Source organism: Frigoribacterium sp. PvP121, from assembly GCF_017833115.1.
GTDB lineage: Bacteria > Actinomycetota > Actinomycetes > Actinomycetales > Microbacteriaceae > Frigoribacterium > Frigoribacterium endophyticum.
Genome location: NZ_JAFIBR010000001.1, coordinates 3,238,215 through 3,260,796 on the forward strand (window position 1 = coordinate 3,238,215; position 22,582 = coordinate 3,260,796).

At 72.6% G+C, this 22,582-nt stretch carries 19 protein-coding genes and 1 tRNA gene; 6 read left to right on the forward strand and 14 right to left on the reverse strand.

Annotation, left to right across the window (positions count from 1 at the left end):
• Nucleotide 1: 1 nt before the first annotated feature.
• Both JOE43_RS15055 and JOE43_RS15060 read left to right on the forward strand, forming a co-directional pair.
• Nucleotides 2–1,057 (forward strand): amidohydrolase, encoded by a 1,056-nt coding sequence (locus tag JOE43_RS15055; protein WP_209518847.1) that lies wholly within the window; start codon nt 2–4, stop codon nt 1,055–1,057.
• Nucleotides 1,054–2,376, forward strand: a complete 1,323-nt coding sequence (locus JOE43_RS15060; protein ID WP_209518848.1) for a kynureninase — start codon at nt 1,054–1,056, stop codon at nt 2,374–2,376. Before JOE43_RS15055 ends, JOE43_RS15060 begins: the two co-directional genes overlap by 4 nt.
• A 158-nt stretch (nt 2,377–2,534) precedes the next feature.
• On the opposite strand, the gene nrdF is transcribed toward JOE43_RS15060, so the two are convergent.
• From nrdF to nrdH, 4 genes are all read right to left on the reverse strand, one after another.
• Entirely contained in the window at nt 2,535–3,560 is a 1,026-nt protein-coding gene (gene nrdF / locus JOE43_RS15065; RefSeq protein WP_056056795.1) for a class 1b ribonucleoside-diphosphate reductase subunit beta, read from the reverse strand.
• Between the two features lie 112 nt (nt 3,561–3,672).
• Entirely contained in the window at nt 3,673–5,778 is a 2,106-nt protein-coding gene (nrdE, locus tag JOE43_RS15070; protein WP_209518851.1) for a class 1b ribonucleoside-diphosphate reductase subunit alpha, read from the reverse strand.
• Between the two features lie 32 nt (nt 5,779–5,810).
• Complete coding sequence (gene nrdI, locus JOE43_RS15075; protein ID WP_056056798.1) at nt 5,811–6,227, reverse strand: class Ib ribonucleoside-diphosphate reductase assembly flavoprotein NrdI; 417 nt, start codon at nt 6,225–6,227, stop codon at nt 5,811–5,813.
• Nucleotides 6,228–6,277: 50 nt separating this feature from the next.
• Nucleotides 6,278–6,511: a glutaredoxin-like protein NrdH gene (nrdH, locus tag JOE43_RS15080; RefSeq protein ID WP_209518853.1), complete on the reverse strand. Its 234-nt coding sequence runs from the start codon at nt 6,509–6,511 to the stop codon at nt 6,278–6,280.
• A gap of 319 nt (nt 6,512–6,830) precedes the next feature.
• Between nrdH and JOE43_RS15085 the strand changes: the two genes are divergently transcribed.
• The 3 genes from JOE43_RS15085 to JOE43_RS15095 all read left to right on the forward strand — a co-directional run bounded on the left by JOE43_RS15085 (nt 6,831) and on the right by JOE43_RS15095 (nt 9,498).
• Nucleotides 6,831–8,039 (forward strand): MFS transporter, encoded by a 1,209-nt coding sequence (locus JOE43_RS15085; RefSeq protein ID WP_056056802.1) that lies wholly within the window; start codon nt 6,831–6,833, stop codon nt 8,037–8,039.
• A gap of 28 nt (nt 8,040–8,067) precedes the next feature.
• Nucleotides 8,068–8,898 (forward strand): aldo/keto reductase, encoded by an 831-nt coding sequence (locus tag JOE43_RS15090; RefSeq protein ID WP_209518855.1) that lies wholly within the window; start codon nt 8,068–8,070, stop codon nt 8,896–8,898.
• 75 nt (nt 8,899–8,973) lie between these two features.
• Complete coding sequence (locus JOE43_RS15095; protein ID WP_209518857.1) at nt 8,974–9,498, forward strand: ribonuclease H; 525 nt, start codon at nt 8,974–8,976, stop codon at nt 9,496–9,498.
• Between the two features lie 97 nt (nt 9,499–9,595).
• On the opposite strand, the gene JOE43_RS15100 is transcribed toward JOE43_RS15095, so the two are convergent.
• The 3 genes from JOE43_RS15100 to JOE43_RS15110 all read right to left on the reverse strand — a co-directional run bounded on the left by JOE43_RS15100 (nt 9,596) and on the right by JOE43_RS15110 (nt 13,725).
• Entirely contained in the window at nt 9,596–10,357 is a 762-nt protein-coding gene (locus tag JOE43_RS15100) for an SDR family oxidoreductase (RefSeq protein WP_209518859.1), read from the reverse strand.
• Between the two features lie 97 nt (nt 10,358–10,454).
• Nucleotides 10,455–13,025 (reverse strand): RNA helicase, encoded by a 2,571-nt coding sequence (locus JOE43_RS15105; RefSeq protein ID WP_209518861.1) that lies wholly within the window; start codon nt 13,023–13,025, stop codon nt 10,455–10,457.
• Nucleotides 13,026–13,527: 502 nt separating this feature from the next.
• The gene (locus JOE43_RS15110) at nt 13,528–13,725 is read right to left on the reverse strand and encodes a hypothetical protein (RefSeq protein ID WP_056056812.1); all 198 of its coding nucleotides are present in this window, start codon (nt 13,723–13,725) and stop codon (nt 13,528–13,530) included.
• 189 nt (nt 13,726–13,914) lie between these two features.
• Between JOE43_RS15110 and JOE43_RS15115 the strand changes: the two genes are divergently transcribed.
• A complete protein-coding gene (locus tag JOE43_RS15115; protein WP_167259986.1) occupies nt 13,915–14,820 on the forward strand; it encodes an NAD(P)-dependent oxidoreductase in 906 nt (301 codons plus the stop codon).
• 165 nt (nt 14,821–14,985) lie between these two features.
• On the opposite strand, the gene JOE43_RS15120 is transcribed toward JOE43_RS15115, so the two are convergent.
• From JOE43_RS15120 to JOE43_RS15150, 7 genes are all read right to left on the reverse strand, one after another.
• Nucleotides 14,986–15,723, reverse strand: a complete 738-nt coding sequence (locus tag JOE43_RS15120) for a hypothetical protein (protein ID WP_209518863.1) — start codon at nt 15,721–15,723, stop codon at nt 14,986–14,988.
• Between the two features lie 141 nt (nt 15,724–15,864).
• Nucleotides 15,865–17,436: a methyltransferase gene (locus JOE43_RS15125; RefSeq protein WP_307803405.1), complete on the reverse strand. Its 1,572-nt coding sequence runs from the start codon at nt 17,434–17,436 to the stop codon at nt 15,865–15,867.
• Nucleotides 17,437–17,534: 98 nt separating this feature from the next.
• Entirely contained in the window at nt 17,535–19,019 is a 1,485-nt protein-coding gene (locus JOE43_RS15130) for a right-handed parallel beta-helix repeat-containing protein (protein WP_209518865.1), read from the reverse strand.
• 309 nt (nt 19,020–19,328) lie between these two features.
• A complete protein-coding gene (locus tag JOE43_RS15135) occupies nt 19,329–20,321 on the reverse strand; it encodes a DUF4190 domain-containing protein (protein ID WP_209518867.1) in 993 nt (330 codons plus the stop codon).
• A gap of 318 nt (nt 20,322–20,639) precedes the next feature.
• Nucleotides 20,640–20,712: transfer RNA gene (locus JOE43_RS15140), tRNA-Ala, on the reverse strand.
• Between the two features lie 66 nt (nt 20,713–20,778).
• Nucleotides 20,779–21,843 carry a hypothetical protein gene (locus tag JOE43_RS15145; protein WP_209518869.1) on the reverse strand — a complete coding sequence of 355 codons (1,065 nt, stop codon included), beginning with the start codon at nt 21,841–21,843 and terminating at the stop codon, nt 20,779–20,781.
• A gap of 88 nt (nt 21,844–21,931) precedes the next feature.
• On the reverse strand, nt 21,932–22,579 hold the full coding sequence (locus tag JOE43_RS15150) for a GNAT family N-acetyltransferase (RefSeq protein ID WP_056056821.1): 648 nt from the start codon (nt 22,577–22,579) through the stop codon (nt 21,932–21,934).
• Nucleotides 22,580–22,582 lie beyond the last annotated feature (3 nt).

Below are 22,582 nucleotides of genomic sequence, written 5' to 3' on the forward strand. Positions count from 1 at the left end.
CATGACCCCGGAGGCCCTGCTCGTCACGGTCGACCACGTGTGGTCGGGCCGCTGGCGCGGGCCGTCGGTCGTGCGGGCCACGCGCGAGGGCCTGCACCTTTTCGGCAGCCCCGACCCCGCGACCTCGGCGGCGCTGCCGCACCTGCCCGGCACGCTGCTCTCGCCCTTCACCGACTCGCACGTGCACCTCGGCCTGGTCGACCCGACGCAGCTCGGGCCGGGCGGCATCGCCCGCGTGCTCGACCTCGGCTGGGACCCGGACGAGGCCTCCCTCTGGCCCGAGCACGGCCGGATGGACGACGCCTGGCCCGAGGTCCAGGTGGCGGGCGGCCTGCTCGGCACCCCGGGCGGCTACCCGAGCCGGGCCGGCTGGGCGCCCGCCACCGCCGCGGTGCCGATCGCGAGCACGGTCGACGCGCACCGCGAGGTGCGACGGATGCGCGACCTCGGGGCGTCGGTGATCAAGGTCGCGCTCAACGGCGACGTCGGGCCGGTGCTCGACCGGGCGCTGCTCGAGGCGATCGCGGAGGCCGCCGACGACGTGCAGCTGCTCACGGTCGCCCACGTGCAGGGCCTCGGGCAGGTGCGCCGTGCCCTCGACTCCGGCCTGCTGCGCTTCGCGCACACCCCCTTCAGCGAGGTGCTGACCGACGACCTCGTCGACCGTGCCGCCGACGGCACGTGGATCAGCACGCTCGACATCCACGGCCACGGCCGGGGAGGCGCGGAGCACGAGATCGCCGTCACGAACCTCGCGAGGTTCCGGGCGGCCGGCGGGCACGTGCTCTACGGCACCGACCTCGGCAACGGCGACCTGCCCGTGGGCGTCAACGAGCGGGAGCTGCGGGCGCTGCAGCGCGCGGGGCTCGGCCTCGACGAGCTGCTCCGGGCGCTCGGCAGCGACGACACCCTCGACGCGGGCAGCGACGGCCGCCACTGGTCGCGCCGGGCGTCGTGGATCCCCACCGCGCCGCCGGGCCCCGACGGCGACGCTCCCGCGTGGCTGGCCACCGCCTCCGTGCTCACCCCCGACACCCTGCTGGAGAAGACCCGATGACCGACGCCTCCCCCTACTCCTCGGCCTCGCCCGCCTCCGCCGCCTCCCCCGCCGGCGTCGACGACCTGCCGTCGGCGCCGCACGACGCGGCCGACCCGCTCGCCGCCCTGGTCGCGAGGTTCGTGCCCGCGGGCGACGTGGTCTCGTACCTCGACGGCAACTCGCTGGGGCGGCCGCTGCTCGCGACGGGGCCCCGCGTCGAGCAGCTGCTGCGGCACGACTGGGGGACCCGGCTGATCCGTTCGTGGGACGAGCGCTGGATGGCCCTCCCCACCGAGGTCGGCGATCGCATCGGTGCCGTGGCGCTCGGCGCGGCGCCCGGCCAGACGGTCGTCGGCGACTCGACGACGGTGCTGCTGTACAAGGCGATCCGGGCCGCCCTCGCGGCGCGGCCCGACCGGCACGAGATCGTCATCGACGACGACCAGTTCCCGACCGACCGCTTCGTCGTCGAGGGCATCGCGCGCGAGCGGGGTGCCGTCGTGCGCTGGGTGTCGGTCGACCCGGCCCTCGGCGTGACGCCTGAGCTGCTCGCGCCGGTGCTGGGGCCCGACACGGCGGTCGTGCTGGTCAACCACGTGTCGTACCGGTCGGCGTTCGTCGCCGACCTCGACGCCATCGCGGCCGTGGTGCGGGAGGCGGGGGCCCTGCTCGTCGCCGACCTCTGCCACTCGGTGGGCGTGGTGCCGATGCAGCTCGACGCGTGGGGAGTCGACATCGCGGTGGGCTGCACGTACAAGTACCTCAACGGCGGGCCGGGGGCGCCGGCGTTCCTCTACGCCCGGGCCGACCTGATCGCGGAGCTGGACCAGCCGATCCAGGGCTGGATGGGCGCCGCCGACGTCTTCGCGATGGCCGACGGGTACACCGCGTCGCCGGGCATCCGTCGGTTCATCAGCGGCACCCCGCCGGTGGTCGGGATGCTCGCGATGCAGGACATGCTCGACCTGGTCGACGAGGCCGGGGTGGAGGCTGTCCGTGCCAAGTCGGTCGCGCTCACCGAGTACGCCCTCGAGCTCGTCGACGCGTGGCTGGTGCCGCTCGACGTCGAGGTCGCGAGCCCCCGCGACCCGTCGCAGCGGGGCAGCCACGTGATGATCCGGCACGCGGCGTTCCGCGAGGTGGTCGCGACGCTCTGGGAGCAGGGCGTGGTGCCCGACTTCCGCAACCCCGACGGGCTGCGCATCGGCCTGTCGCCGCTCTCGACCAGCTTCGAGGAGGTGCGGGTCGGCCTGGCCGCGGTGCGCACCGCCCTGCAGGCGCAGCGGACCGCCCCGGCCGCCGCTTCCGCCCCCGAGCCGGGCCCCACCACGCCCTGACGGTGCGCGGGCCGCGGTGCGGCGGGTCCGCGTCCTCGTGGGCGGGCGGGCGCCGACCCGCCCAGAGGGACGCGAACCCGCCGCGCCGGTGGAGACACGGGGCACGACGAAGGGCGCCGGCCGGAGCCGGCGCCCTTCGTGGCGCGTGCGGGGAGGGGTTAGAAGTCCCAGTCCTCGTCCTCCGTGTTGACGGCCTTGCCGATGACGTACGACGAGCCCGACCCGGAGAAGAAGTCGTGGTTCTCGTCGGCGTTCGGCGAGAGGGCCGACAGGATCGCCGGGTTCACGTCGGTGGCGTCCTTCGGGAACATCGGCTCGTAGCCGAGGTTCATCAGCGCCTTGTTGGCGTTGTAGTGCAGGAACTTGCGGACGTCCTCCGTCAGGCCGACGCCGTCGTAGAGATCCTGCGTGTACTGGATCTCGTTCTCGTAGAGCTCGAAGAGGAGGTTGAACGTGTAGTCCTTGATCTCCTGCTTGCGCTCCTCCGAGGCTCCCTCGAGCCCCTTCTGGAACTTGTAGCCGATGTAGTACCCGTGCACGGCCTCGTCGCGGATGATGAGGCGGATCAGGTCGGCCGTGTTGGTGAGCTTCGCCCGCGACGACCAGTACATCGGCAGGTAGAAGCCGCTGTAGAACAGGAACGACTCGAGCAGCGTCGAGGCGACCTTGCGCTTCAGCGGGTCGTCGCCCGTGTAGTAGTCGAGCACGATCTGTGCCTTCTTCTGCAGGTTCGGGTTCTCGACCGACCAGCGGAAGGCGTCGTCGATCTCGGGGGTCGACGCGAGGGTCGAGAAGATCGACGAGTAGCTCTTGGCGTGCACCGACTCCATGAACGCGATGTTCGTGTAGACGGCCTCCTCGTGCGGGGTGATCGCGTCGGGGATGAGGCTGATCGCGCCGACGGTGCCCTGGATGGTGTCGAGCAGCGTGAGGCCCGTGAACACGCGCATCGTGAGCTGCTGCTCCTCCGGCGTGAGGGTGTTCCACGACTGCACGTCGTTCGACAGCGGGATCTTCTCGGGCAGCCAGAAGTTGTTGACCAACCGGTTCCAGACCTCGACGTCCTTGTCGTCCTGGATGCGGTTCCAGTTGATCGCACTGACCGACTTGATCAGCGGGATCGACTTGCCGGTGGCGTGCACCGGGTCGCCGGCGACGCTGTTGATCTTGTCGGTGATGGTCATGTCGTCTCTTCCGTCGGGTGGTGCCGTGGTTCTCAGTTCGGGAGGCGGGGGCCGGTCGTCGAGACCGGCCCCCGCCGGGTGCCGCGCCGCAGGAGCGGCACGGCGACGAGCACTAGAGCATGCAGCTGACGCAGCCGTCGACCTCGGTGCCCTCGAGCGCGAGCTGGCGCAGACGGATGTAATAGATCGTCTTGATGCCCTTGCGCCATGCGTAGATCTGCGCCTTGTTGATGTCGCGGGTCGACGCGGTGTCCTTGAAGAACAGGGTCAGCGAGAGGCCCTGGTCGACGTGCTGCGTCGCCGCGGCGTAGGTGTCGATGATCTTCTCGGGGCCGATCTCGTACGCGTCGGTGTAGTACTCCAGGTTGTCGTTCGTCATGAACGGCGCCGGGTAGTAGACGCGGCCGAGCTTGCCCTCCTTGCGGATCTCGATCTTCGACGCGATCGGGTGGATCGACGACGTCGAGTGGTTGATGTACGAGATCGAGCCGGTCGGGGGCACCGCCTGCAGGTTCTGGTTGTACAGGCCGTGCTCCATGACGCTGGCCTTGAGGGCGAGCCAGTCGGCCTGGGTCGGGATCGCGACGCCGGAGGCGGCGAACAGGCCCGCGGCGCGCTCGGTCGCCGGAACCCACGCCTGCTCGGTGTACTTGTCGAAGAACTCGCCGGAGGCGTACTTGCTGTCCTCGAAGCCGCCGAAGGTCACGCCCCGCTCGATCGCGATGGTGTTCGAGGCCCGCAGGGCGTGGAACAGCACCGTGTAGAAGTAGATGTTCGTGAAGTCGATCGCCTCTTCGCTGCCGTAGTGCACGCGCTCACGCGCCAGGTAGCCGTGGAGGTTCATCTGGCCGAGGCCGATGGCGTGCGACTGGTCGTTGCCGACCTCGATCGAGCGCACCGACTGGATGTGGCTCATGTCGCTGACGGCGCTGAGGCCGCGGATGGCCGTCTCGACCGTCTTGCCGAAGTCGGGGGCGTCCATCGCCAGGGCGATGTTCATCGACCCGAGGTTGCAGGAGATGTCCTTCCCGATCTCGTTGTACGAGAGGTCCTCGTTGAACGTGGTCGGGGTGTTGACCTGCAGGATCTCCGAGCACAGGTTCGACATGTTGATGCGGCCCTTGATCGGGTTCGCCGCGTTGACGGTGTCTTCGAACACGATGTAGGGGTAGCCCGACTCGAACTGGATCTCCGCGATCGTCTGGAAGAAGTCGCGGGCCTTGATCTTGGTCTTCTTGATGCGGCCGTCGGCCACCATCTCGCGGTACTTCTCGCTGATCGGGACGTCGCCGAAGGGGACGCCGTAGATCTTCTCGACGTCGTACGGCGAGAAGAGGTACATGTCCTCGTTGTTCTTGGCGAGCTCGAACGTGATGTCGGGCACGACGACGCCGAGGGAGAGCGTCTTGATGCGGATCTTCTCGTCGGCGTTCTCACGCTTCGTGTCGAGGAACCGCATGATGTCGGGGTGGTGCGCGCTGAGGTACACGGCCCCCGCGCCCTGACGGGCACCGAGCTGGTTCGCGTAGCTGAAGCTGTCTTCGAGGAGCTTCATGACGGGGATGATGCCCGACGACTGGTTCTCGATCTGCTTGATCGGGGCGCCGGCCTCACGGATGTTCGAGAGCGAGAGGGCGACGCCGCCGCCGCGCTTCGAGAGCTGCAGCGACGAGTTGATGCCGCGCGAGATCGACTCCATGTTGTCTTCGATGCGCAGCAGGAAGCAGCTGACGAGCTCGCCACGCTGGGCCTTCGCGGTGTTGAGGAAGGTCGGGGTGGCCGGCTGGAAGCGGCCGCCGATGATCTCCTCCACCAGGTCGATCGCGAGCTGCTCGTCGCCCTGGGCGAGGCCGAGGGCCGTCATGACCACCCGATCTTCGAAGCGCTCGAGGTAGCGCTTGCCGTCGAACGTCTTGAGCGTGTACGAGGTGTAGTACTTGAACGCGCCGAGGAAGGTCTGGAAGCGGAACTTCTTCGAGTAGGCGAGGTCGTTCAGCTTCTCGATGAAGGAGAAGTCGTACTGCTCGATGGTGGCGAGCTCGTAGTACTCGTTCTCGACGAGGTAGTCGAGGCGCTCGCGCAGGTTGTGGAAGAAGACCGTGTTCTGGTTGACGTGCTGCAGGAAGTACTGCTTCGCCGCCTCGCGGTCCTTCTCGAACTGGATCTCGCCGGACGGGCCGTAGAGGTTCAGCATCGCGTTCAGGGAGTGGTAGTCCATCCCGGAGCTGAGACCCTGCCCCGGGGCGGCGATCACTTCGAGGTCATCGACTGCTGTGTCCAAAATTCTTCCAATCCAGTTCTTACGGCTGTGACGTCGTCGGGAGTCCCGAAGACCTCGAATCGATAGAGGAGGGGCACGTCGCACTTGGCGGCGACGATGTCGCCGGCCAGGCAGTAGCCCTCACCGAAGTTCGTGTTGCCCGCGGCCACGACGCCCCTGATGAGGGAGCGGTTGCCCTCGTCGTTGAGGAAGCGGATGACCTGCTTCGGCACGGCGCCCCGGCCCTCGCCCCCGCCGTACGTCGGCAGGACGAGCACATAGGGGTCGCTGACGTGGAGCGGCTGCTCCGAGGGGAACAGCGGGATGCGCTCGGCCGGCACGCCCAGCTTCATGACGAAGCGGTGGGTGTTGCCGGAGACGCTCGAGAAGTAGACGAGGTTCGTCATGTGAGGCGAGCCTCCTGTCTCGTCGGCGACCGCGGCCCGGGAGGCGCGGGTCAGGAGATGCGGGCGGCCAGGCCGGCGATCTTGTCGGGGCGGAAGCCGCTCCAGTGGTCGTCGTCGGCGATCACGACGGGGGCCTGCAGGTACCCGAGGGCCTTGACGGTCTCGAGCGCGGCCTCGTCGGCGGTGACGTCGAGCACGTCGTACTCGATGCCCTTGTTGTCGAGCGCACGGTAGGTCGCGGTGCACTGGACGCAGGACGGCTTGGTGTAGACGGTGATGGCCATGGGATCCCCTGTGTTGTGGGCCGACCCGGGGGTCGGACGCGGTGGTTCTGGAGCAGTTCTGGGGCTGCAGGCTCAGTGCCTGCGGCGACTCGTCGATACTACATCTTGTGGCTGGGACTGGAGCCACCAACTAGATGCGGTGTTACACGGTTGTCATTATCCACAGCCCCGCCCACAGGTTGTGAACAGATCCGAGGCGGTTATCCCCTGATCCGGCGGTGCTTGTCCCCACCTTTCTCCACACCACCGACACTCACGCCCCCGTGCCCCCCGTTCGGGCCGTCGGCGTGTCGTGGGCCGGTCGTAGACTCGACTCCTCGTGAGCACCTACACCTCCCTCCTGAAGACGCCGGGCGTCGGCCGCATCATCGCGGCGCAGCTGACCGCGCGCTTCCCGTTCGGGATGCTCTCGCTCGCGTTCCTCCTCCACGTCGAGCACGTCCACCACTCGTACGCCGCGGCCGGCCTCGTGCTCGCCGCGACGAGCATCGGGCAGGCCATCTCGGGCCCCCTGACGAGCCGGTGGATGGGCCGCTGGGGCATGCGCCCCGTCCTGCTGCTCACCCTCGTCGTCTGCTTCGTCACGATGGTGACCTTCACGCTGTACGACTTCTCCGTGCCCGCCTTCATGGCGCTCGGCTTCGTGACCGGCCTCAGCGTGCCTCCCGTCCAGCCCGCGGTGCGCACCATCTACCCGAAGATGGTCAACTCGTCGCAGCTGACCCCCCTCTTCTCCCTCGACGCCTCCGCCCAGGAGATCATCTGGGTCGCCGGCCCGGTCATCACCACCTTCGTCGGCACGCAGGTCGGCACGCAGGAGGCCATCTGGCTCGCCGCCGTCTTCCTCGTCGGGGGCGGCGCCTGGTTCATCGCCTCGCCCGAGGTCGGGCGGGTGCGCATCCCGCGCAGCAAGCGCGCCTTCGGCAAGGTGCTCGCGCGGCCGACCGTGCTGCTGGCCACCGCCTCCGGCTTCCTCCTCATCGGCGCCTGCGCGGCCGTCGAGGCCGGGGTCGTCGCCCTCTTCGGCGAGGGCAGCGCCGACTCGGGCATCGCCCTCGCCGTCTTCGCCCTCGGCTCGCTCGTCGGCGGCCTCGCCCTCGGCCACGTGCCGGTGGGCCCGTGGGCGCTGGCCCGCCGCCTCGCGATCGTCTTCGTCGGCATGACCCTGGCCGTCTTCGTCAGCGGGCTCCTGCCGCTCAGCGCCGCCCTGCTCGTCGCCGGCGTCGGCATCGCCCCGGCCCTGGCCGTCATGTTCGCGATCGTCTCGTCGAGCGTGAAGTTCAGCGACACGGCCGAGGCCTACGGCTGGGCCGGCACCGGCCAGCTGATCGGCTCCGCCCTCGGCTCCGCGATCGCCGGCTTCTGGATCGACCGGATCGGCGGCCAGGGCGGCCTGCTGGTGGCCGCCGTGTTCGCGCTCGTCGGGGCCGTGGTGGGCGCCGTCTTCCACCGCTCGCTGCCCGATCTGCGCGGGCGCGACGCGAGCCCGCTGCCCGACACCGAACCGGTGCCCGTCCAGCCCAGCTGACCCGCGACTCCGGTGCCATGATCGAGGGATGGCCCTCATCGACACGCCCACCCTCGCCCTGAACGACGGCACCACCATCCCCCAGCTGGGGCTCGGCGTCTACAAGGTGCCCGACGACGAGGCCGAGACGGTCGTCGCGACGGCGCTGGAGGCGGGCTACCGCCACCTCGACACGGCGTCGTTCTACGGCAACGAGGGCGGCGTCGGCCGGGCGATGCGCGCCTCGGGCGTGCCCCGCGACGACGTCTTCCTCACCACGAAGGTGTGGAACACCGACCACGGCTACGACGAGACCCTGCGCGCCTTCGACCGCAGCCTCGAGACCCTCGGCACCGACCACGTCGAGCTCTACCTGATCCACTGGCCGGCCCCGACCCAGGACCGCTACGTCGAGACGTACCGCGCCCTCGAGCGCATCCGCGAGGAGGGGCGGGCCCGCTCGATCGGCGTCAGCAACTTCCAGGTGCACCACCTCGAGCGCCTGCTCGGCGAGACCGACGTCGTGCCCGTCGTCGACCAGGTCGAGGTGCACCCGTGGCTGCAGCAGCACGAGGTGCGGGAGTTCGCCGCGGCGCACGGCATCGTGACCCAGGCCTGGTCGCCGCTGGCCCGCGGCAGGATCCTCGACGACCCGACCCTGCTCCGCCTCGCCGAGCGGCACGGCGTCTCGACCGCGCAGGTCGTGATCCGCTGGCACCTGCAGCAGGGGCTCGTCGTCATCCCGAAGTCGGTGACGCCGGCGCGCATCCGCTCGAACATCGACGTGTTCGGCTTCGAGCTCGACGACGACGACCTCGCGGCGGTCGCGGCGCTCGACTCCGGGCAGCGCACCGGCTCGCACCCCGACACGAACGGCTGAGCCGGAGGCGCGGGTCGAGGGGGCGGCGCCCGCTCGCGTACCGTGGTGGGCGCACATCTCGAGCAAGGAGCACCCATGACGATCGTCGCCGCCGCTGACGGATCCGCCCTCGGCAACCCCGGCCCCGCCGGCTGGGCCTGGTACGTCGACGACGACCGCTGGGCCGCCGGGGGCTGGCCCCGGGCCACGAACAACCAGGGCGAGCTGACCGCCGTGCTCGAGCTGCTGCGCGCCACGGCCGGCACCGACGAGGCCGTGCACGTCCTGTGCGACAGCCAGTACACGATCAAGGCCTGCACCGAGTGGATGCCGGGCTGGAAGCGCAAGGGCTGGCGCAAGGCCGACGGCAAGCCCGTGCTCAACGTCGAGATCCTCAAGGAGCTCGACGCCGCCCTCGCGGGGCGAGCGGTCACCTTCGAGTGGGTCCGCGGCCACGTCGGCCACGAGATGAACGAGGCCGCCGACGTCCGTGCCCGCGGGGCCGCGACGGCGTTCCAGAACCGCAGCGACGTGCCGAGCGGGCCGGGCTGGCCGGGTGCTCCGGTCGCGAGGACCTCCCCGGTCGCCGCTCCCCCGGAGCCGCCGGCGACGCTCTTCTAGGCCGCGCCCCGCGCCTCCCCCCCTCACGACGACGGCCCCGCAGCACGCGCTGCGGGGCCGTCGTCACGTCACGCGCCCCGGGCAGGGGCGCCCGCCGCTACATCGAGGGGTGGGTGCTCGACAGCCCGCCGTCGACGACGAACTGCGCGCCGGTCGAGAAGGCCGAGTCGTCGGAGGCGAGGTGCAGCGCGAGGCCCGCGACCTCCTCCGGCATGGCCAGGCGGCCGCGCGGGCTCATCGTCTTGAACGCGTCGAGCAGCGCGGGCTGCGCCTCGACCTGGCGCCGGAAGAGCGCGGTGTCGGTCGGGCCCGGGTGCAGGGAGTTGATCCGGATGTCCCAGCCCTCCTGCGCGGCGTGCGCGGCGCTCGAGCGGGTGAGGCCCACCAGCGCGTGCTTGCTCGCGGTGTAGGCCGCGTCGTCGCCGAAGCCGAGGAAGGACGTGGCCGGGGCCAGGTTGATGATCGACCCGCCCGACGACCCCGGGTTCGCGCGCATCTGCTCGATGGCGAAGCGCGTGCCGAGCATCACGCCCGTGACGTTGACGGCGAAGACCCTGTTCCAGCTCTCGAGCTGCGTCACGTCGATCGACTGGCCCGAGACGATGCCCGCGTTGTTGACCAGCACGTCGAGGCGCCCGTAGTGGTCGGCGATGCGGTCCATCACGCGCTTCCAGTCGCCGCCGTTGGCGACGTCGTGCTGGATGAACTCCGCGCCGGCCTCGGCCGCGACGGCCGAGCCGTCGAGGATGTCGGTGGCGACGACGCGCGCGCCCTCGTCCGCGAAGCGGCGCACGATCGCCTCCCCGATGCCCGAGGCGGCTCCGGTGACGATCGCGACTTTGCCGGACAGACGGGACATGGGTCCTCCTCGTGGAGCGGAGCACGGTGGTGCTGCGGGCGGTGCGTCGGAGGGTCGCTCCGGGGTGGCCTGCGGGGTGCCGCGGCCAGCGACGATGCTACTCCTCGACGGCCGTCGACCGAGCCCGCTCGGAGGCGGGACCGACGGTCGTGACGGTGACCACCGCCTCCCCGCGCTCGTCGCTCGAGGCCAGGTCGACCACGGCCGAGATGCCCCAGTCGTGGTCGCCCTCGGGGTCGGCGAGCACCTGGCGGACCCGCCAGACGCTCGGCAGCTGCTCGACCTGGAGCATGTGCGGGCCGCGCGCGTCGGTGTCGGTGCCGATCGTGTCGTACTCGTCGAAGTAGCGGTCGAGGGCCTCGCCCCAGCGGTCGACGTCCCAGCCCGACGACGCGTCGAGCTGGCCGAGGGCCTCGGCGTCGTCGCGGGCCATGAGCTGCACCCGGCGGAACATCTCGTTGCGCACCGCGATGCGGAACGCCCGGTCGTTCGCCGTGAAGCGACGGAGCACCGGCGGCACGATCTCGTCGTGGGCCTCGGCCTCTCGGGGGTTCAGCATCTCCTCCCACTCGTCGAGGAGGCTCGAGTCGACCTGGCGCACCAGCTCGCCCAGCCACTCGATCAGGTCGGCGAGCTCGTCGGTCTTGGCCTCGTCGGGCACCGTCTGCCGCAGGGCGCGGAACGCGTCCGAGAGGTAGCGCAGCACGAGACCCTCCGACCGGGCCAGGCCGTAGAAGCCGACGTAGTCGCCGAACGTCATGGCCCGCTCGTACAGGTCGCGCACGACCGACTTCGGGCTGAGGGCGAAGTCGCCGATCCAGGGCTGCGACGCCGCGTAGGTCTCGAACAGGGCCGTGAGCAGCTCGTCGAGGGGCTTGGGGTGCGTGACCTCCTCGAGCAGCTCCATGCGCTGGTCGTACTCGATGCCCTCCTGCTTCATCGCCGCGACGGCCTCGCCGCGGGCCTTGTACTGCTGCTGGGAGAGGATGGGCCGCGGGTCGTCGAGGGTCGCCTCGATGACCGAGACGACGTCGAGGGCGTACGTCGGCGACTCGCGGTCGAGCACCTCGAACGTCGCGAGCGCGAACGGCGAGAGCGGCTGGTTGAGGGCGAAGTTCGCCTGCAGGTCGACGGTGAGGCGGATGGTCGGCGCGGCGCCGTCGACGCCGGGCTCCTGCACGACGACCTCCGCGGTGCGGAGCGTGCGGTAGATCGAGATCGCCTGCCGGGCCATCGCGTACTGCTTCGCGAGCGGCTCGTGGTTGTCGAAGACGAGCGAGCGGACGTTCGCGAACACGTCGCCGCCGCGGCCGATGACGTTGAGCAGCATCGCGTGCGTGACCTGCAGGTGCGACACGAGGGGCTCGGGCTCGGCGGCGATCAGCTTGTGGAAGCTCGGCTCGCCCCACGAGACGAAGCCCTCGGGGGCCTTCTTGCGCACGATCTTGCGCTTCTTCTTCGGGTCGTCGCCGGCCTTCTCGATGGCCTTCAGGTTGTCGATCTCGTGCTCGGGCGCCTGCAGCACGACGGTGCCGGAGGTGTCGTAGCCGGCGCGGCCCGCCCGACCGGCCACCTGGTGGAACTCGCGGGCGCTGAGCTGGCGCATGCGCGTGCCGTCGAACTTCGTCAGCGCGGTCAGCAGCACCGTGCGGATCGGCACGTTGATGCCGACGCCGAGGGTGTCGGTGCCGCAGATGACGCGGAGCAGGCCGCGCTGGGCGAGCTGCTCGACGAGTCGCCGGTACTTGGGCAGCATGCCCGCGTGGTGCACGCCGATGCCCGACCGCACGAGCCGGCCGAGGGTCTTGCCGAAGCCGGTGCTGAACCGGAACCCGCCGATCAGCTCGGCGATCTCGTCGCGCTGCTCACGCGTCGCGACCTTGATGCTCGACAGCGCCTGCGCCCGCTCGAGCGCGGCGGCCTGCGAGAAGTGCACGACGTAGACCGGGGCCTCGCCGGTCGAGAGGAGCTCCTCGACGGTCTCCTGCACGGGGGTCTGCGCGTACGAGTAGTGCAGGGGCACGGGGCGCTCGACGCCGGTGACGCGGGCGACGGGCCGGCCCGTGCGGCGGGCGAGGTCGTCGGTGATGCGCGTGACGTCGCCGAGCGTCGCCGACATCAGCAGGAACTGCGCCCGGGGCAGCAGCAGCAGGGGCACCTGCCAGGCCCAGCCGCGCGTCTGGTCGCCGTAGAAGTGGAACTCGTCCATGACGACCTGGTCGACCTCGGCGCCCGGCCCCTCGCGGAGCGCGAGGTTGGCGAGGATCTCGGCGGTGCAGCAGATGATCGGGGCGTCGTGGTTGACCGACGAGTCGCCCGTCACCATGCCCACGTTCTCGGCGCCGAACAGCTCGACCAGCGCGAAGAACTTCTCGCTCACCAGGGCCTTGATCGGCGCCGTGTAGTACGTGCGCCGCCCCTGGCTCAGCGCCACGAAGTGCGCCCCCGCGGCGACGAGCGACTTGCCGGTGCCGGTCGGCGTGCTGAGGACGACGGAGGCGCCCGAGACGAGCTCCATCATGGCCTCGTCCTGCGCGGGGTACAGGGGCAGCCCGCGGCTCTCCGCCCACTCGACGAACGAGGTGTAGGCGACGTCGGGGTCGTACGAGGACGCTCCCGGGGTCGCGGGCAGCAGAGCGGCGAGCGGGGCGGTGGGAGCGGGCGACATGGTGACTCGATCCTGCCCCATCGACCGGGCCCGCGCCTCCGCCCGGGGCGGGAGAGCCGTCGCGGGGCCGGGGGGCGACCCCGCGACGGGCCCTCGCCACGGACCCTGAACCGCCCCGAGGTGAGGACTCCTCGATGGTGCCACGAACGGATCGGTTCGGCAAACGACCGAGGGAGGCGTGACGCCCGGAGACGAGACACGCCCCCGTCGACGAGCGGGGCTCGGACAGGGGCGTGCCACCGCGCCCACGACGTCGGCCAGCTCGAGCTCGGATCAGGAGAGCCCCAGGGACCGGACGCCGCACTACGGGCGCGGGATGCCCCGGTAACCAGCCGGGCGCACGAACCCTACCGTAGCGTGAGGCTCGGGCCCGGGGAAGGGTGGCTGGGGGGTGATCGTGCGCCGGGTCGCTACCGCAGCGGACAGTGCTCGTCTGATCCCGCTGCGTCCGCTGCGCTACCGCAGCGGACAGTGCTCGTCTGATCCCGCTGCGTCCGCTGCGCTACCGCAGCGGGATGTGCCCGCCCAGCGCGTCGTCGACCTGCTCGACGGCGCCCTCGCGGGCGGCGTCGTCGGCCTCGGAGGCGCCGTGGGCGTCGACGGGGGCGGGGTCGTCGCCGTGCACGGCGGCCGCGTCGGTGCGGTCGTCGAGGTCACGGTCGGCGGGGTCGGTGCTGCCGGTGATCGGGTCGGTGCTCATGGCGGTCCTCTCGCTGTCGGTGGTGGCGGGGCCGGGGCCGCGCCGTCCTCGTCACGCTACCCGCGCCTCCGGAACGGCCCCCAGCGACGCCCGACGGCCCACGACCCTGTGGGCCCTCCGCACCCCGACACGGTAAGAACGAGGAGGCGCACCCCGCGCCCCCGAGACCCTCCCCAGGAAGTGCAGACGATGTCGTCACCCGCCCCCTCCCCCGCCCCCCTCCGCGTCGCCGTCACCGGCGGCAGCGGCAAGCTCGGCCGCGCGGTCGTCCGAGACCTCGCCGAGCACGGCTGGGAGGTCGTGCTGCTCGACCGCGTGCCGAGCCCCGACCCGGTGCCCGGCGTCACCTTCGTGCAGGTCGACCTCTCCGACTACGGGCAGGTCGTGCAGGCGCTCACGCACGTCGACGACCGCTACGACTCGATCGACGCCGTGGTGCACCTCGGCGCGATCCCCGCCCCGGGCCTCGTGCCGAACGCGACGCTCTTCACGAACAACGTGACCGGCAGCTACAACGTCTTCGCCGCCGCCCGCGCCGCGCACATCCGCAACGTCGTCTGGGCCTCGAGCGAGACCCTGCTCGGCATCCCCTTCGACCTCGACCCGCCCTACCTGCCCCTCGACGAGGAGTACGCCGTGCGCCCCGAGTCGTCGTACTCGCTCGGCAAGGCCCTCGACGAGGAGATGGCCCGGCACTTCACCCGCTGGGACCGCCAGCTGAAGATGATCGGCCTGCGCTTCTCGAACGTCATGGACGACGGCGACTACGAGGACTTCCCGTGGGACGAGACGCCCGAGGCGAAGACCTTCAACCTGTTCTCGTACATCGACGCCCGCGACGGCGCCCAGGCCGTCCGTCGCGCTCTCGAGAGCGACCTGGTCGGCTACGAGGCGTTCATCATCGCCGCGACCGACACGGTCATGAACACGCCCACGGCCGTGCTCGCCGACCGCTTCTGGCCCCACGTGGAGCGCCGCGCGGCCGTCGAGGGCACCGACTCGCTGCTCAGCAGCGACAAGGCCCGCGACCTGCTCGGCTTCGTGCCGGAGTACAGCTGGCGCACCTGGGGCGACCGGGTCGGCAAGCAGGACTGACGGTCAGGCCGGGCCCGGTCCCGCGGGGCGGAGCGGCCGGGCCGGGTCGAGGCGGTTCGGCTCGGGTAGGGCCGGGCCGGGCCGGGCCGGGCCGCGGCGGGTCGGGTCGGGTCGGGTCGGGTCTGGTCGGGTCTGGTCGGGTCGAGTCGAGCTCGTCCCGCGGGGTCAGCACTCGTCCAGGAGCCAGCCGGGGCCCCCGAGGCCGGCGACGGTGCCGCCCTCGCTCCAGACGATCGCGCCGTACGGGTTCGTCACGCCCGCGGACTCCCGGGTGCGCACCAGGTCGTAGACCAGCGACAGGAAGCCCGTGCCGTTCGGGTCGAAGTCGCTCTGGTGCTCGACGGGCACCTGGGCGGCGAGGGGACCGATCGGGTCGCCCACCGCGACGCCGCCCGGGGTCTCGATCCGCACGTCGCGGCCGTCGGGCGCGGAGACGGACGCCTGCTCGGCCCGGAACACCAGCGACCCCTCGTCGGCGTAGAGGTCGGCGGTGCCGAGCCGGACCTCTCCCCACGCCCACCGTGTCTGGGGCACGGCGCAGTGGCCTCCCAGGACGCCGTCGGCCACGGGCTCGCCCAGCACCCGGGAGAGCACCGAGACGGCGTCGTCCAGGGGCTCGCCGACGAGCGGGACGGTGCTCACCTCGACGTCGCCGTCGCGGAGCGACAGGGCGGTCGCACCGAACACCACGGTGTCGACGGCCGCCAGGGGGTCGGCCTCGGCCGACGGGGTCGGCGCAGAGGTCGCCGTCGACGTCGGCGTCGACGTGGGCCCGGCGCTCGGCGGAGCAGTCGTCGACGACGACGGATCCCCTTCCGCGCCGGGAGCAGCGACCCCCACGCAGCCCGTCATCGTCACCAGGACGACCGCAGTCGCCGCCCATGCCCCCGCTCGTGTCCTCATGCCCACGACGCTAGGCCGCGGGGGCACGACGGGTCGTCCTCCTCGAGGACGACCCGAGCCCCCCTCGAGTCTCATGCTCGAGCGGCGCTCATCCGAGCGTCGAGCACCGACGACCAGGCGTCAGGCGTCAGGCGTCAGGCGTCAGGCGCGCAGCATCCCCGTCGTCACGAGCTCCCGCACCTGCGGCAGCAGCTCGGCGGTCAGCGCGGCCTCGTCGGCCTCCAGCAGGTGCGCGAGCGCGCCGACGATCGCGCCGACGCTGAGCTCGCCGTCGCAGGCGCCCACCAGGGCCGAGAGCGCGGTGCCCGAGTCGACCTGCCGGGCGAACCCGCCGCCCTGCACGAGCGTGATCACGGTGGGGTCGTCGTTGCCGGGCCAGTAGTGGCGCTCCTCCGTGACGTCGCCTGCGACCGTCAGGCGCGTCGCGAGCAGCGCCGCGTCGTCGAGGCCGCGCAGCACGTCGACGGCGTCGAGGGTGGCCGCGAGGTGAGCGCCCAGCCCGACGTCGTTCGAGCCCAGGCCCCCGAGGAGGCGCTCGGTGCGCACCAGGGGCACCGCGCCTCCGGCCGTGGGTCGCCGGAGCGTCACGTAGCCGAAGCCGACCTCGACGACCCCCCGGGCCTCGAAGTCGCCGAGCCAGGCCTCGTAGAGGCGCTCGAAGTCGTCGGTGCCGGGGCGGGTGCCCCCGTCGCGGATCCAGGTCTCGGCGTAGGCCGCAGGGTCTTGCACCTCGCGCTCGACGACCCAGACGTCGAGGGGCACGTCGCCGCGCGAGGCCCAGTCGGCCACCGAGTACGCCCCGCGCTTGCCCGCGGCGGCGCCCGCGCCTCCGGTCTCCCAGTTGCCGAGCAGCTGCGCGACGCCGCCGGGGGCGAGGTGGGCCCCGACCTGCGCCACGACGGAGGCGACGAGGTCGTCGCCGACCATGCCGCCGTCACGGTACTCGTACTCGGGCACGCCGGGGGCCCGCGGCGTGATGACGAAGGGCGGGTTCGAGACGACGTGGTCGAAGGTCTCGCCGGCCACGGGCTCGAAGAGGCTGCCGAGGCGGAACTCGATGCCGTCGACGAGGTTGAGCGCCGCGTTGAAGGCCGCGAACTCGAGGGCCCGCCGCGAGATGTCGGTGGCGACCACGTGGCGTGCGTGGCGGGCGACGTGCAGGGCCTGGATGCCGCAGCCGGTGCCGAGGTCGAGCGCACGGTCGACGGTGCCGGGCGTCATCAGGCCCGCGAGCGTCGCCGAGGCGCCTCCCACCCCGAGCACGTGGTCCTCACGGAGGGCGCCGCCGAGGGCGAGCTCGCCGAGATCGGAGGTGATCCACCAGGAGGCCTCGCCGGCCGCGTCGACGAAGGCGTAGGGGCGCAGGTCGACGAGGGCGGCCACCTCGCCGTCGGGGCGTCGCTCGACGAGCCCGATGGCCTCGGCGCCGTCCACGCCGAGCGTCGGCAGCGCCTGCGCGAGGTCGTGCGCCGGCTGAGGGACCCCGAGCACGAAGGCCAGCGCGAGCGTGGCGGCCGGCCGGAGCGACGGGTCGCGGTCGACGCTGCGGAGCAGGGCACGGCGGGCCGCCACCCGCTCGCCGCGGAACAGGGCTGCGCCGGCGGCGGCCCCCCAGGCGTCGGCGCTGCCGAGACGGTCGACGGTGAAGTCGGCCGACGCGAGGTCGGAGCGCAGGCGGGCGAGGAGGTCGGCGTCGGTGGAGAGGAACGGCACCCGACCATCTTGCCCCGCGGGGGCCGCGCCCCGGGACAGGGCCGCGGCCCGGCCCCGGGGCGACGGCGACGTCGGCGGGCGCCGCGTCGCCCGACGCGTCAGCGGGCGCAGGCCCCGTTGGTCAGCCCGGCCGCGGCGCGCGTGCCGGCCGCGCGGCAGGCGACGACGGTGCCGACCGCGCCCTTCTGCACCCAGACCTCGTAGCCGGGCACGCCGCCGAGCACCGTGTTGTCGCGGAAGGCGTTGCCGCGCCCCCAGCCCGAGATGACGTGCACCTGGAAGGCGTCGAGCTTCGTGCCCGTGCCGGAGTTGGCGGTGACGAGGTACCCGTCGCCCTTGACGTCGACCCACGAGTCGGCGGAGTTCTCGCCCGAGCGGCCCGCGTCGCGGAAGACGTTGCCGCTGACGACGCCGCCCGTGGTGCCCTCCTTGAGGTCGATGCCCTCGGCCGCCGTGTCGGAGATGGTGTTGCCGATGATCTGCGCGCGGTCGGAGCGGTCGGGGGTCGACGACGAGCCCGTGACGCTGCCCCAGTTGCTGACGGCGCTGCCGACGTAGATGCCCTCGCCGAAGCCCGCCTTGCGGAGCCCGGTGTCGTGCACCGACGAGCCCCGGACGGTGACGTCGACGCTGTCCGTGCGGAGGTGGACGCCCTCGTCGCCGATGCGGCCGACGTCGACGTTCTCGACGACGGTGCCGCTCGACCCGTCGAGCACGATGCCCTTCTGGGCGGTCTGCACGCTCAGGCCCGAGACGATCCACCGGTCGCCGGTCACGTGCAGGCCGTAGCCCTTCGAGACGCTGCCGGTGGTCAGCACGGCGGCCCGGGAGCCGGTGAGGCGGATCGGCTGGCCGGCCGTGCCGTCGGCCGCGGCCCGGAAGGTGCCGGTGTACGTGCCGTCACGCAGCGCGATCGTCTGGCCCGGCCGCGCCGCCGCCAGCGCCGCGGTGAGGCCCGCCGACGTCGAGACCGTCACCGTCGACGCCGGCGTCGCCACGGGCGACGTCGAGGACGCGGGAGGCGCGGGTGACGTCACCGGGACGGGTGCCGGAGCAGGGGTCGGTGCGGGAGCGGGCGCGGGCGCGGGAGCCGGGGTCGGGGCGGGAGTCGGCGCGGGCGCAGTCACCGGCACGGGCGCGGGAGCGGGAGCCGGGGTCGGGGTCGGCGCGGGAGTCGGCGCGGGAGCGGGAATCGGCGCAGGTGCCGGCACGGGTGCCGAAGCAGGCGCCGCCACGGCCGTCGCCCGCACCGTGAACGGCACCTCGACGGCCTGGCGTCCGCCCGCCGCGGCGTCCTCCCAGCGCACGTCGAGCTCGTGGGCGCCCGGGGCCACGGCGATCGGGAAGGCGTAGGGCGCGACCTTGTCCTGGCCGAGGTAGCTCCCGTCGACCTTGACCTTGACGACGGAGCCGGCCGGGGCGTCGACCCCGAGCGTGAAGGCCCCGGTCGTCAGCGTGGCGCCGGCGAGCGGGGCGCCGTCGGCGGTCGCGACCGCCGTCGGTGCCGCGTGCGCCGCCTCGGGCACGGTGACCGTGGCGGCCACGGTCAGCAGCACGGCGGCCCCCGCCACGGTGCTCGTCACGGCCAGTCGCCTGGTGGTGGTCGTTCGTCCCATCATCGTCTCCCCGGTGTCGGTGGTGGTGGTCGACGGCGCGCGCGGGGAGCGCCCCCTGCACCCGGCAGGGTGGCCGTCCGGCGGTCCTCGACGCGCCGTCGGCGCTGATCCGACCATCCCACGGGGGCCCGGCAGCGTCTCCACCCCGTTGACGGGTCACCGGGCCCCGGAGCGCCCCCAGAGCTGGGGGGCCACGCCGACCGGCCTCCCCCACGACGACGACGTGCCGCCCGCCCCGCGAGGGGACGGACGGCACGGAGCGGGTCGTGACGGGCGTCAGTTCGTGAAGATCGCCGCGTCGTAGTCGTAGCCCGGGGCGATCTGGTAGACGAGCTGGGCCGGGTCGCTGACCGAGTAGACCTCCTGCCAGGTGGCCGACTGCCCGGCCGGCACGGCCGTGCTGGGCGAGCCCATGAGCCCCTGGGCCGAGTCGAAGACCTGGCTCGCCTCGACGCCGGCCGACGACACGCTCGAGTACGCCTCGATCGGGTCGTAGTTCGCGCCGGTGTCGTTCTGCACGGTGACCGTGAACACGACGGCGGCGGCCTGGTCGGCGCCGGCGGCGGTCTCGCTCGGGGTGAACGGCTGCGGGGCCGAGACGCTGACCGAGATGCCGTCGTCGTACGACCAGACGTCGCCGAAGACGGCGTTCTCGCTGCTCGCCTCCTCGGAGGCGTCGTCGGTCGGCTCGCTGGGCTCCGCGACGTCGGGGCTGCTGGAGCCGCCCGTCTCGCCGTAGCTCTCGTCGATCGAGTCGCGGACGCTGCCGGCGGCCACGAGGCCGACGACGAGCACGGCGACGGAGATCAGGACGGCGAGGCCCGAGAGGGCCGTGCCGATGATCGCGAGGAGGCGCGAGCCGGTCTTCTTGAGGAGCGCCACGATGCCGAGGGCGAGGCCCACGAGGCCGAGGATCCCGCCGAAGACGATGATCGAGAGCAACAGGCCGACGCCGCCGAGCACGACCGAGGCGATGGCGAGGCCGTTGCCGCCGGCCGGCGACGACGACGGCGCTCCGCCGTAGGGGGCGTAGGGCTGGCCGGGCTGGCCGGGCTGGCCATAGGGAGCCAGGGGAGCGCCGTACCCGCCCGGGGGCGTCGACTGCGGGGCTCCGTAGGCCGGCTGCGGCGCCGACCCGGGTGCGGCGTCGCCGCTGGGGGCCTGCTGGCCCGCGCCGGGGTAGGCGCCGTAGCTCGGGGGCTGCGGCACCGAGGGGGGCCCGGAGGCGGCGGGGTCGTACGGGTCGGACGGCTTCTGCGGATCGCTCATTTCTCAGAGTATGCCGTGTACCAGACCGCCCCGTCTGCCTCCGGCCCCGCGCGCCCCCCTTCTGGGGCCAAGCCCGCCCCCTCAGCGCGGCCCCGCCACTCGCCCGACACGTGGTGCACCCGCCAGGAAGGCCGCGAAGCGCCCCCGCCACCCGTCCGACACGTCCCAACCCGCCAGGAAAGGCCGCGAAGCGGCCCCGCCTCCCGCCCAACACGTCCCAACCCGCCAGGAAAGGCCGCGAAGCGGCCCCCTTCAGTTGTTCTGACAAGAGGAACGGAATGCAGAAGGGCCCGCCTAGGCGGGCCCTTCTGCATTCCGTGGAGCTAAGGGGATTCGAACCCCTGACCTTCTCATTGCGAACGAGACGCGCTACCAACTGCGCCATAGCCCCGGAAACTGCTCTGCAACGATAGCACCACCGTGGCGTGGTCCGTGAATCGGGCGGAGCGGCGGCGCGTCAGACGGCGCGGCGGCGCTGCAGGGCCTCGTCGACGCGGAAGGTCGACTCGCCGAGGTCGTCGATGATGCCCATGCGGGCGAAGCGGCTCGGCGGCGCGGGAGGCGAGGCGGGGGCGTCGGCGACGGCCTCCGCGGCGCGGGCGTCGGCGACGGCGCGGCGGGCCCGGTCGGTGCGGGCCGAGGCGGCGGCGGACCCGGTGTCGGCGGCACGGGCCGCGCTGAGGGCGCCCTCGGCGCGGGCTGCCTCGCGGAGGGCGTCGTGCTGGGCGCGCTGGGCGTCGCGCAGGGCCCGGACGGAGCGCTCCGACTCGGAGCGCAGCTGCGCCGCCGGGCTGGCGGTCGGGGCCGATGCGGCGACGGGTCGCTGGCGGCCGCGCCGCAGGTACAGCGGAGCCGGCACCGGGACGGGCGTCCACGAGCGTGAGGCCTGCGCGGCGTCCTCGGCCGGGGCCGAGGAGAAGCCGTCGGAGAAGTCGCGCAGCGGCTGCGCCTCGCCGGCGGGCGTCACCACCCGCTGACGACGGGCCCGTGCGCGCGAGACGGCGGCGAGCTGCGAGAGCACGGCGACCGAGCCGGCTCCGAAGACGACGCCCGCGACCGCGAGCAGCCAGGCGCTGGCGAACGAGGCGACGCCCACGACGACGGCCAGGGCCGACGCGACGAGCACGAGGGTCGAGACGAGCCGCGAGCGGCGCAGGCGGCGGGCGGCGAGGGCGGGGTCGTGGTCGGCGGCCCGCAGCACCGGCGCGGCGGCCGCGAGCTCGCGGGTCAGCGCGCGCTGGCGGGCGGCCTCGTGCGCGCGGCGGAGCGCCTCCCGCTTGCCCTCTTCCTGGCGGAGGATGCGCTGCGCGTCGGCGACGGACCGGGCGTTCGCCTCGATGCGCACCTCCTCGGGCAGCTCGGCCGTCTGGGCGAGGATCCGCAGCGTCTGCTGGAGGCGCACGGCGTTCCGCTCGGTGGCGAGGTACTCCTGGCGCCGGTGCCAGGTGGGCACGAGGTAGACGAGCCAGAGCACCGCGACGAGCGCCAGCACGACGCCACCGCCCCACGACTCGAGTCCCATGGTCACGAGGGTATGAGCGACGACGCGCCGCGGGGGCGCACCGCGCAGGTGTGTCGGTGCGGATCTGCCCCGGGGAGGCGCGGGTCGGCTACCAGGGCAGGCTGCGGGCGGACTCCGCCAGCGCCTCCGGCGGGACGCTGCCCTGCCCGGGCGGCACGAGGCCCTCGCGCCACCGGCGGAGGACGCCGCCGGGCACCTCGTCGGCCACGAGCGCGAAGCAGAAGTGGTCGCGCCACATGCCGTTGATGTGGATGTACCGGCGCCGCAGCCCCTCGTAGCGGAAGCCGAGCTTCTCGACGACGCGCAGGCTCGGGCCGTTCTCGGGGCGGATGCAGATCTCCATCCGGTGCAGGCCGAGGCTGCCGAAGCAGTGGTCGGTGGCCAGGGCGACGGCGGTCGGCGTGACGCCGTGGCCGGCGGCGGACTGCGTGACCCAGTAGCCGATCGTGGCCGAGCCGAGCGAGCCGTAGGCGATGCCGCTGACGTTGAGCTGGCCGACGAAGCGCCCGTCGAGCTCGATCGCGAAGGGCAGGCCGAGGCCGGCCCGGGCGTTGATCTGCAGGGAGCGGATGCTGCCCCGGACGTCGTGGCTGGTGAAGCCCGACGGGTTCGTGGCCTCCCACTGGCGGAGCCAGGAGCGGTTCTCCGAGAGCGCCGCGTCGAGGTCACGGGTGTCACGCAGACGGAGGGGCCGGATGGTGGTCCGCCCCTCCGTCAGCGTGGGGATGGTCGTCACGCG

Coding starts and splice junctions, on each gene's coding strand:
- JOE43_RS15100 (WP_209518859.1), bottom strand. CDS start 10,357: ATGTCCCGTCTGTCCGGCAAAGTCGCGATCGTCACCGGAGCCGCCTCG.
- JOE43_RS15090 (WP_209518855.1), top strand. CDS start 8,068: ATGGCCCTCATCGACACGCCCACCCTCGCCCTGAACGACGGCACCACC.
- JOE43_RS15115 (WP_167259986.1), top strand. CDS start 13,915: ATGTCGTCACCCGCCCCCTCCCCCGCCCCCCTCCGCGTCGCCGTCACC.
- JOE43_RS15060 (WP_209518848.1), top strand. CDS start 1,054: ATGACCGACGCCTCCCCCTACTCCTCGGCCTCGCCCGCCTCCGCCGCC.
- JOE43_RS15145 (WP_209518869.1), bottom strand. CDS start 21,843: ATGGGACTCGAGTCGTGGGGCGGTGGCGTCGTGCTGGCGCTCGTCGCG.
- JOE43_RS15095 (WP_209518857.1), top strand. CDS start 8,974: ATGACGATCGTCGCCGCCGCTGACGGATCCGCCCTCGGCAACCCCGGC.
- JOE43_RS15055 (WP_209518847.1), top strand. CDS start 2: ATGACCCCGGAGGCCCTGCTCGTCACGGTCGACCACGTGTGGTCGGGC.
- nrdH (WP_209518853.1), bottom strand. CDS start 6,511: ATGGCCATCACCGTCTACACCAAGCCGTCCTGCGTCCAGTGCACCGCG.
- JOE43_RS15105 (WP_209518861.1), bottom strand. CDS start 13,025: ATGTCGCCCGCTCCCACCGCCCCGCTCGCCGCTCTGCTGCCCGCGACC.
- JOE43_RS15110 (WP_056056812.1), bottom strand. CDS start 13,725: ATGAGCACCGACCCGATCACCGGCAGCACCGACCCCGCCGACCGTGAC.
- nrdF (WP_056056795.1), bottom strand. CDS start 3,560: ATGACCATCACCGACAAGATCAACAGCGTCGCCGGCGACCCGGTGCAC.
- JOE43_RS15135 (WP_209518867.1), bottom strand. CDS start 20,321: ATGAGCGATCCGCAGAAGCCGTCCGACCCGTACGACCCCGCCGCCTCC.
- nrdE (WP_209518851.1), bottom strand. CDS start 5,778: ATGGACTACCACTCCCTGAACGCGATGCTGAACCTCTACGGCCCGTCC.
- JOE43_RS15120 (WP_209518863.1), bottom strand. CDS start 15,723: ATGAGGACACGAGCGGGGGCATGGGCGGCGACTGCGGTCGTCCTGGTG.
- nrdI (WP_056056798.1), bottom strand. CDS start 6,227: ATGACGAACCTCGTCTACTTCTCGAGCGTCTCCGGCAACACCCACCGC.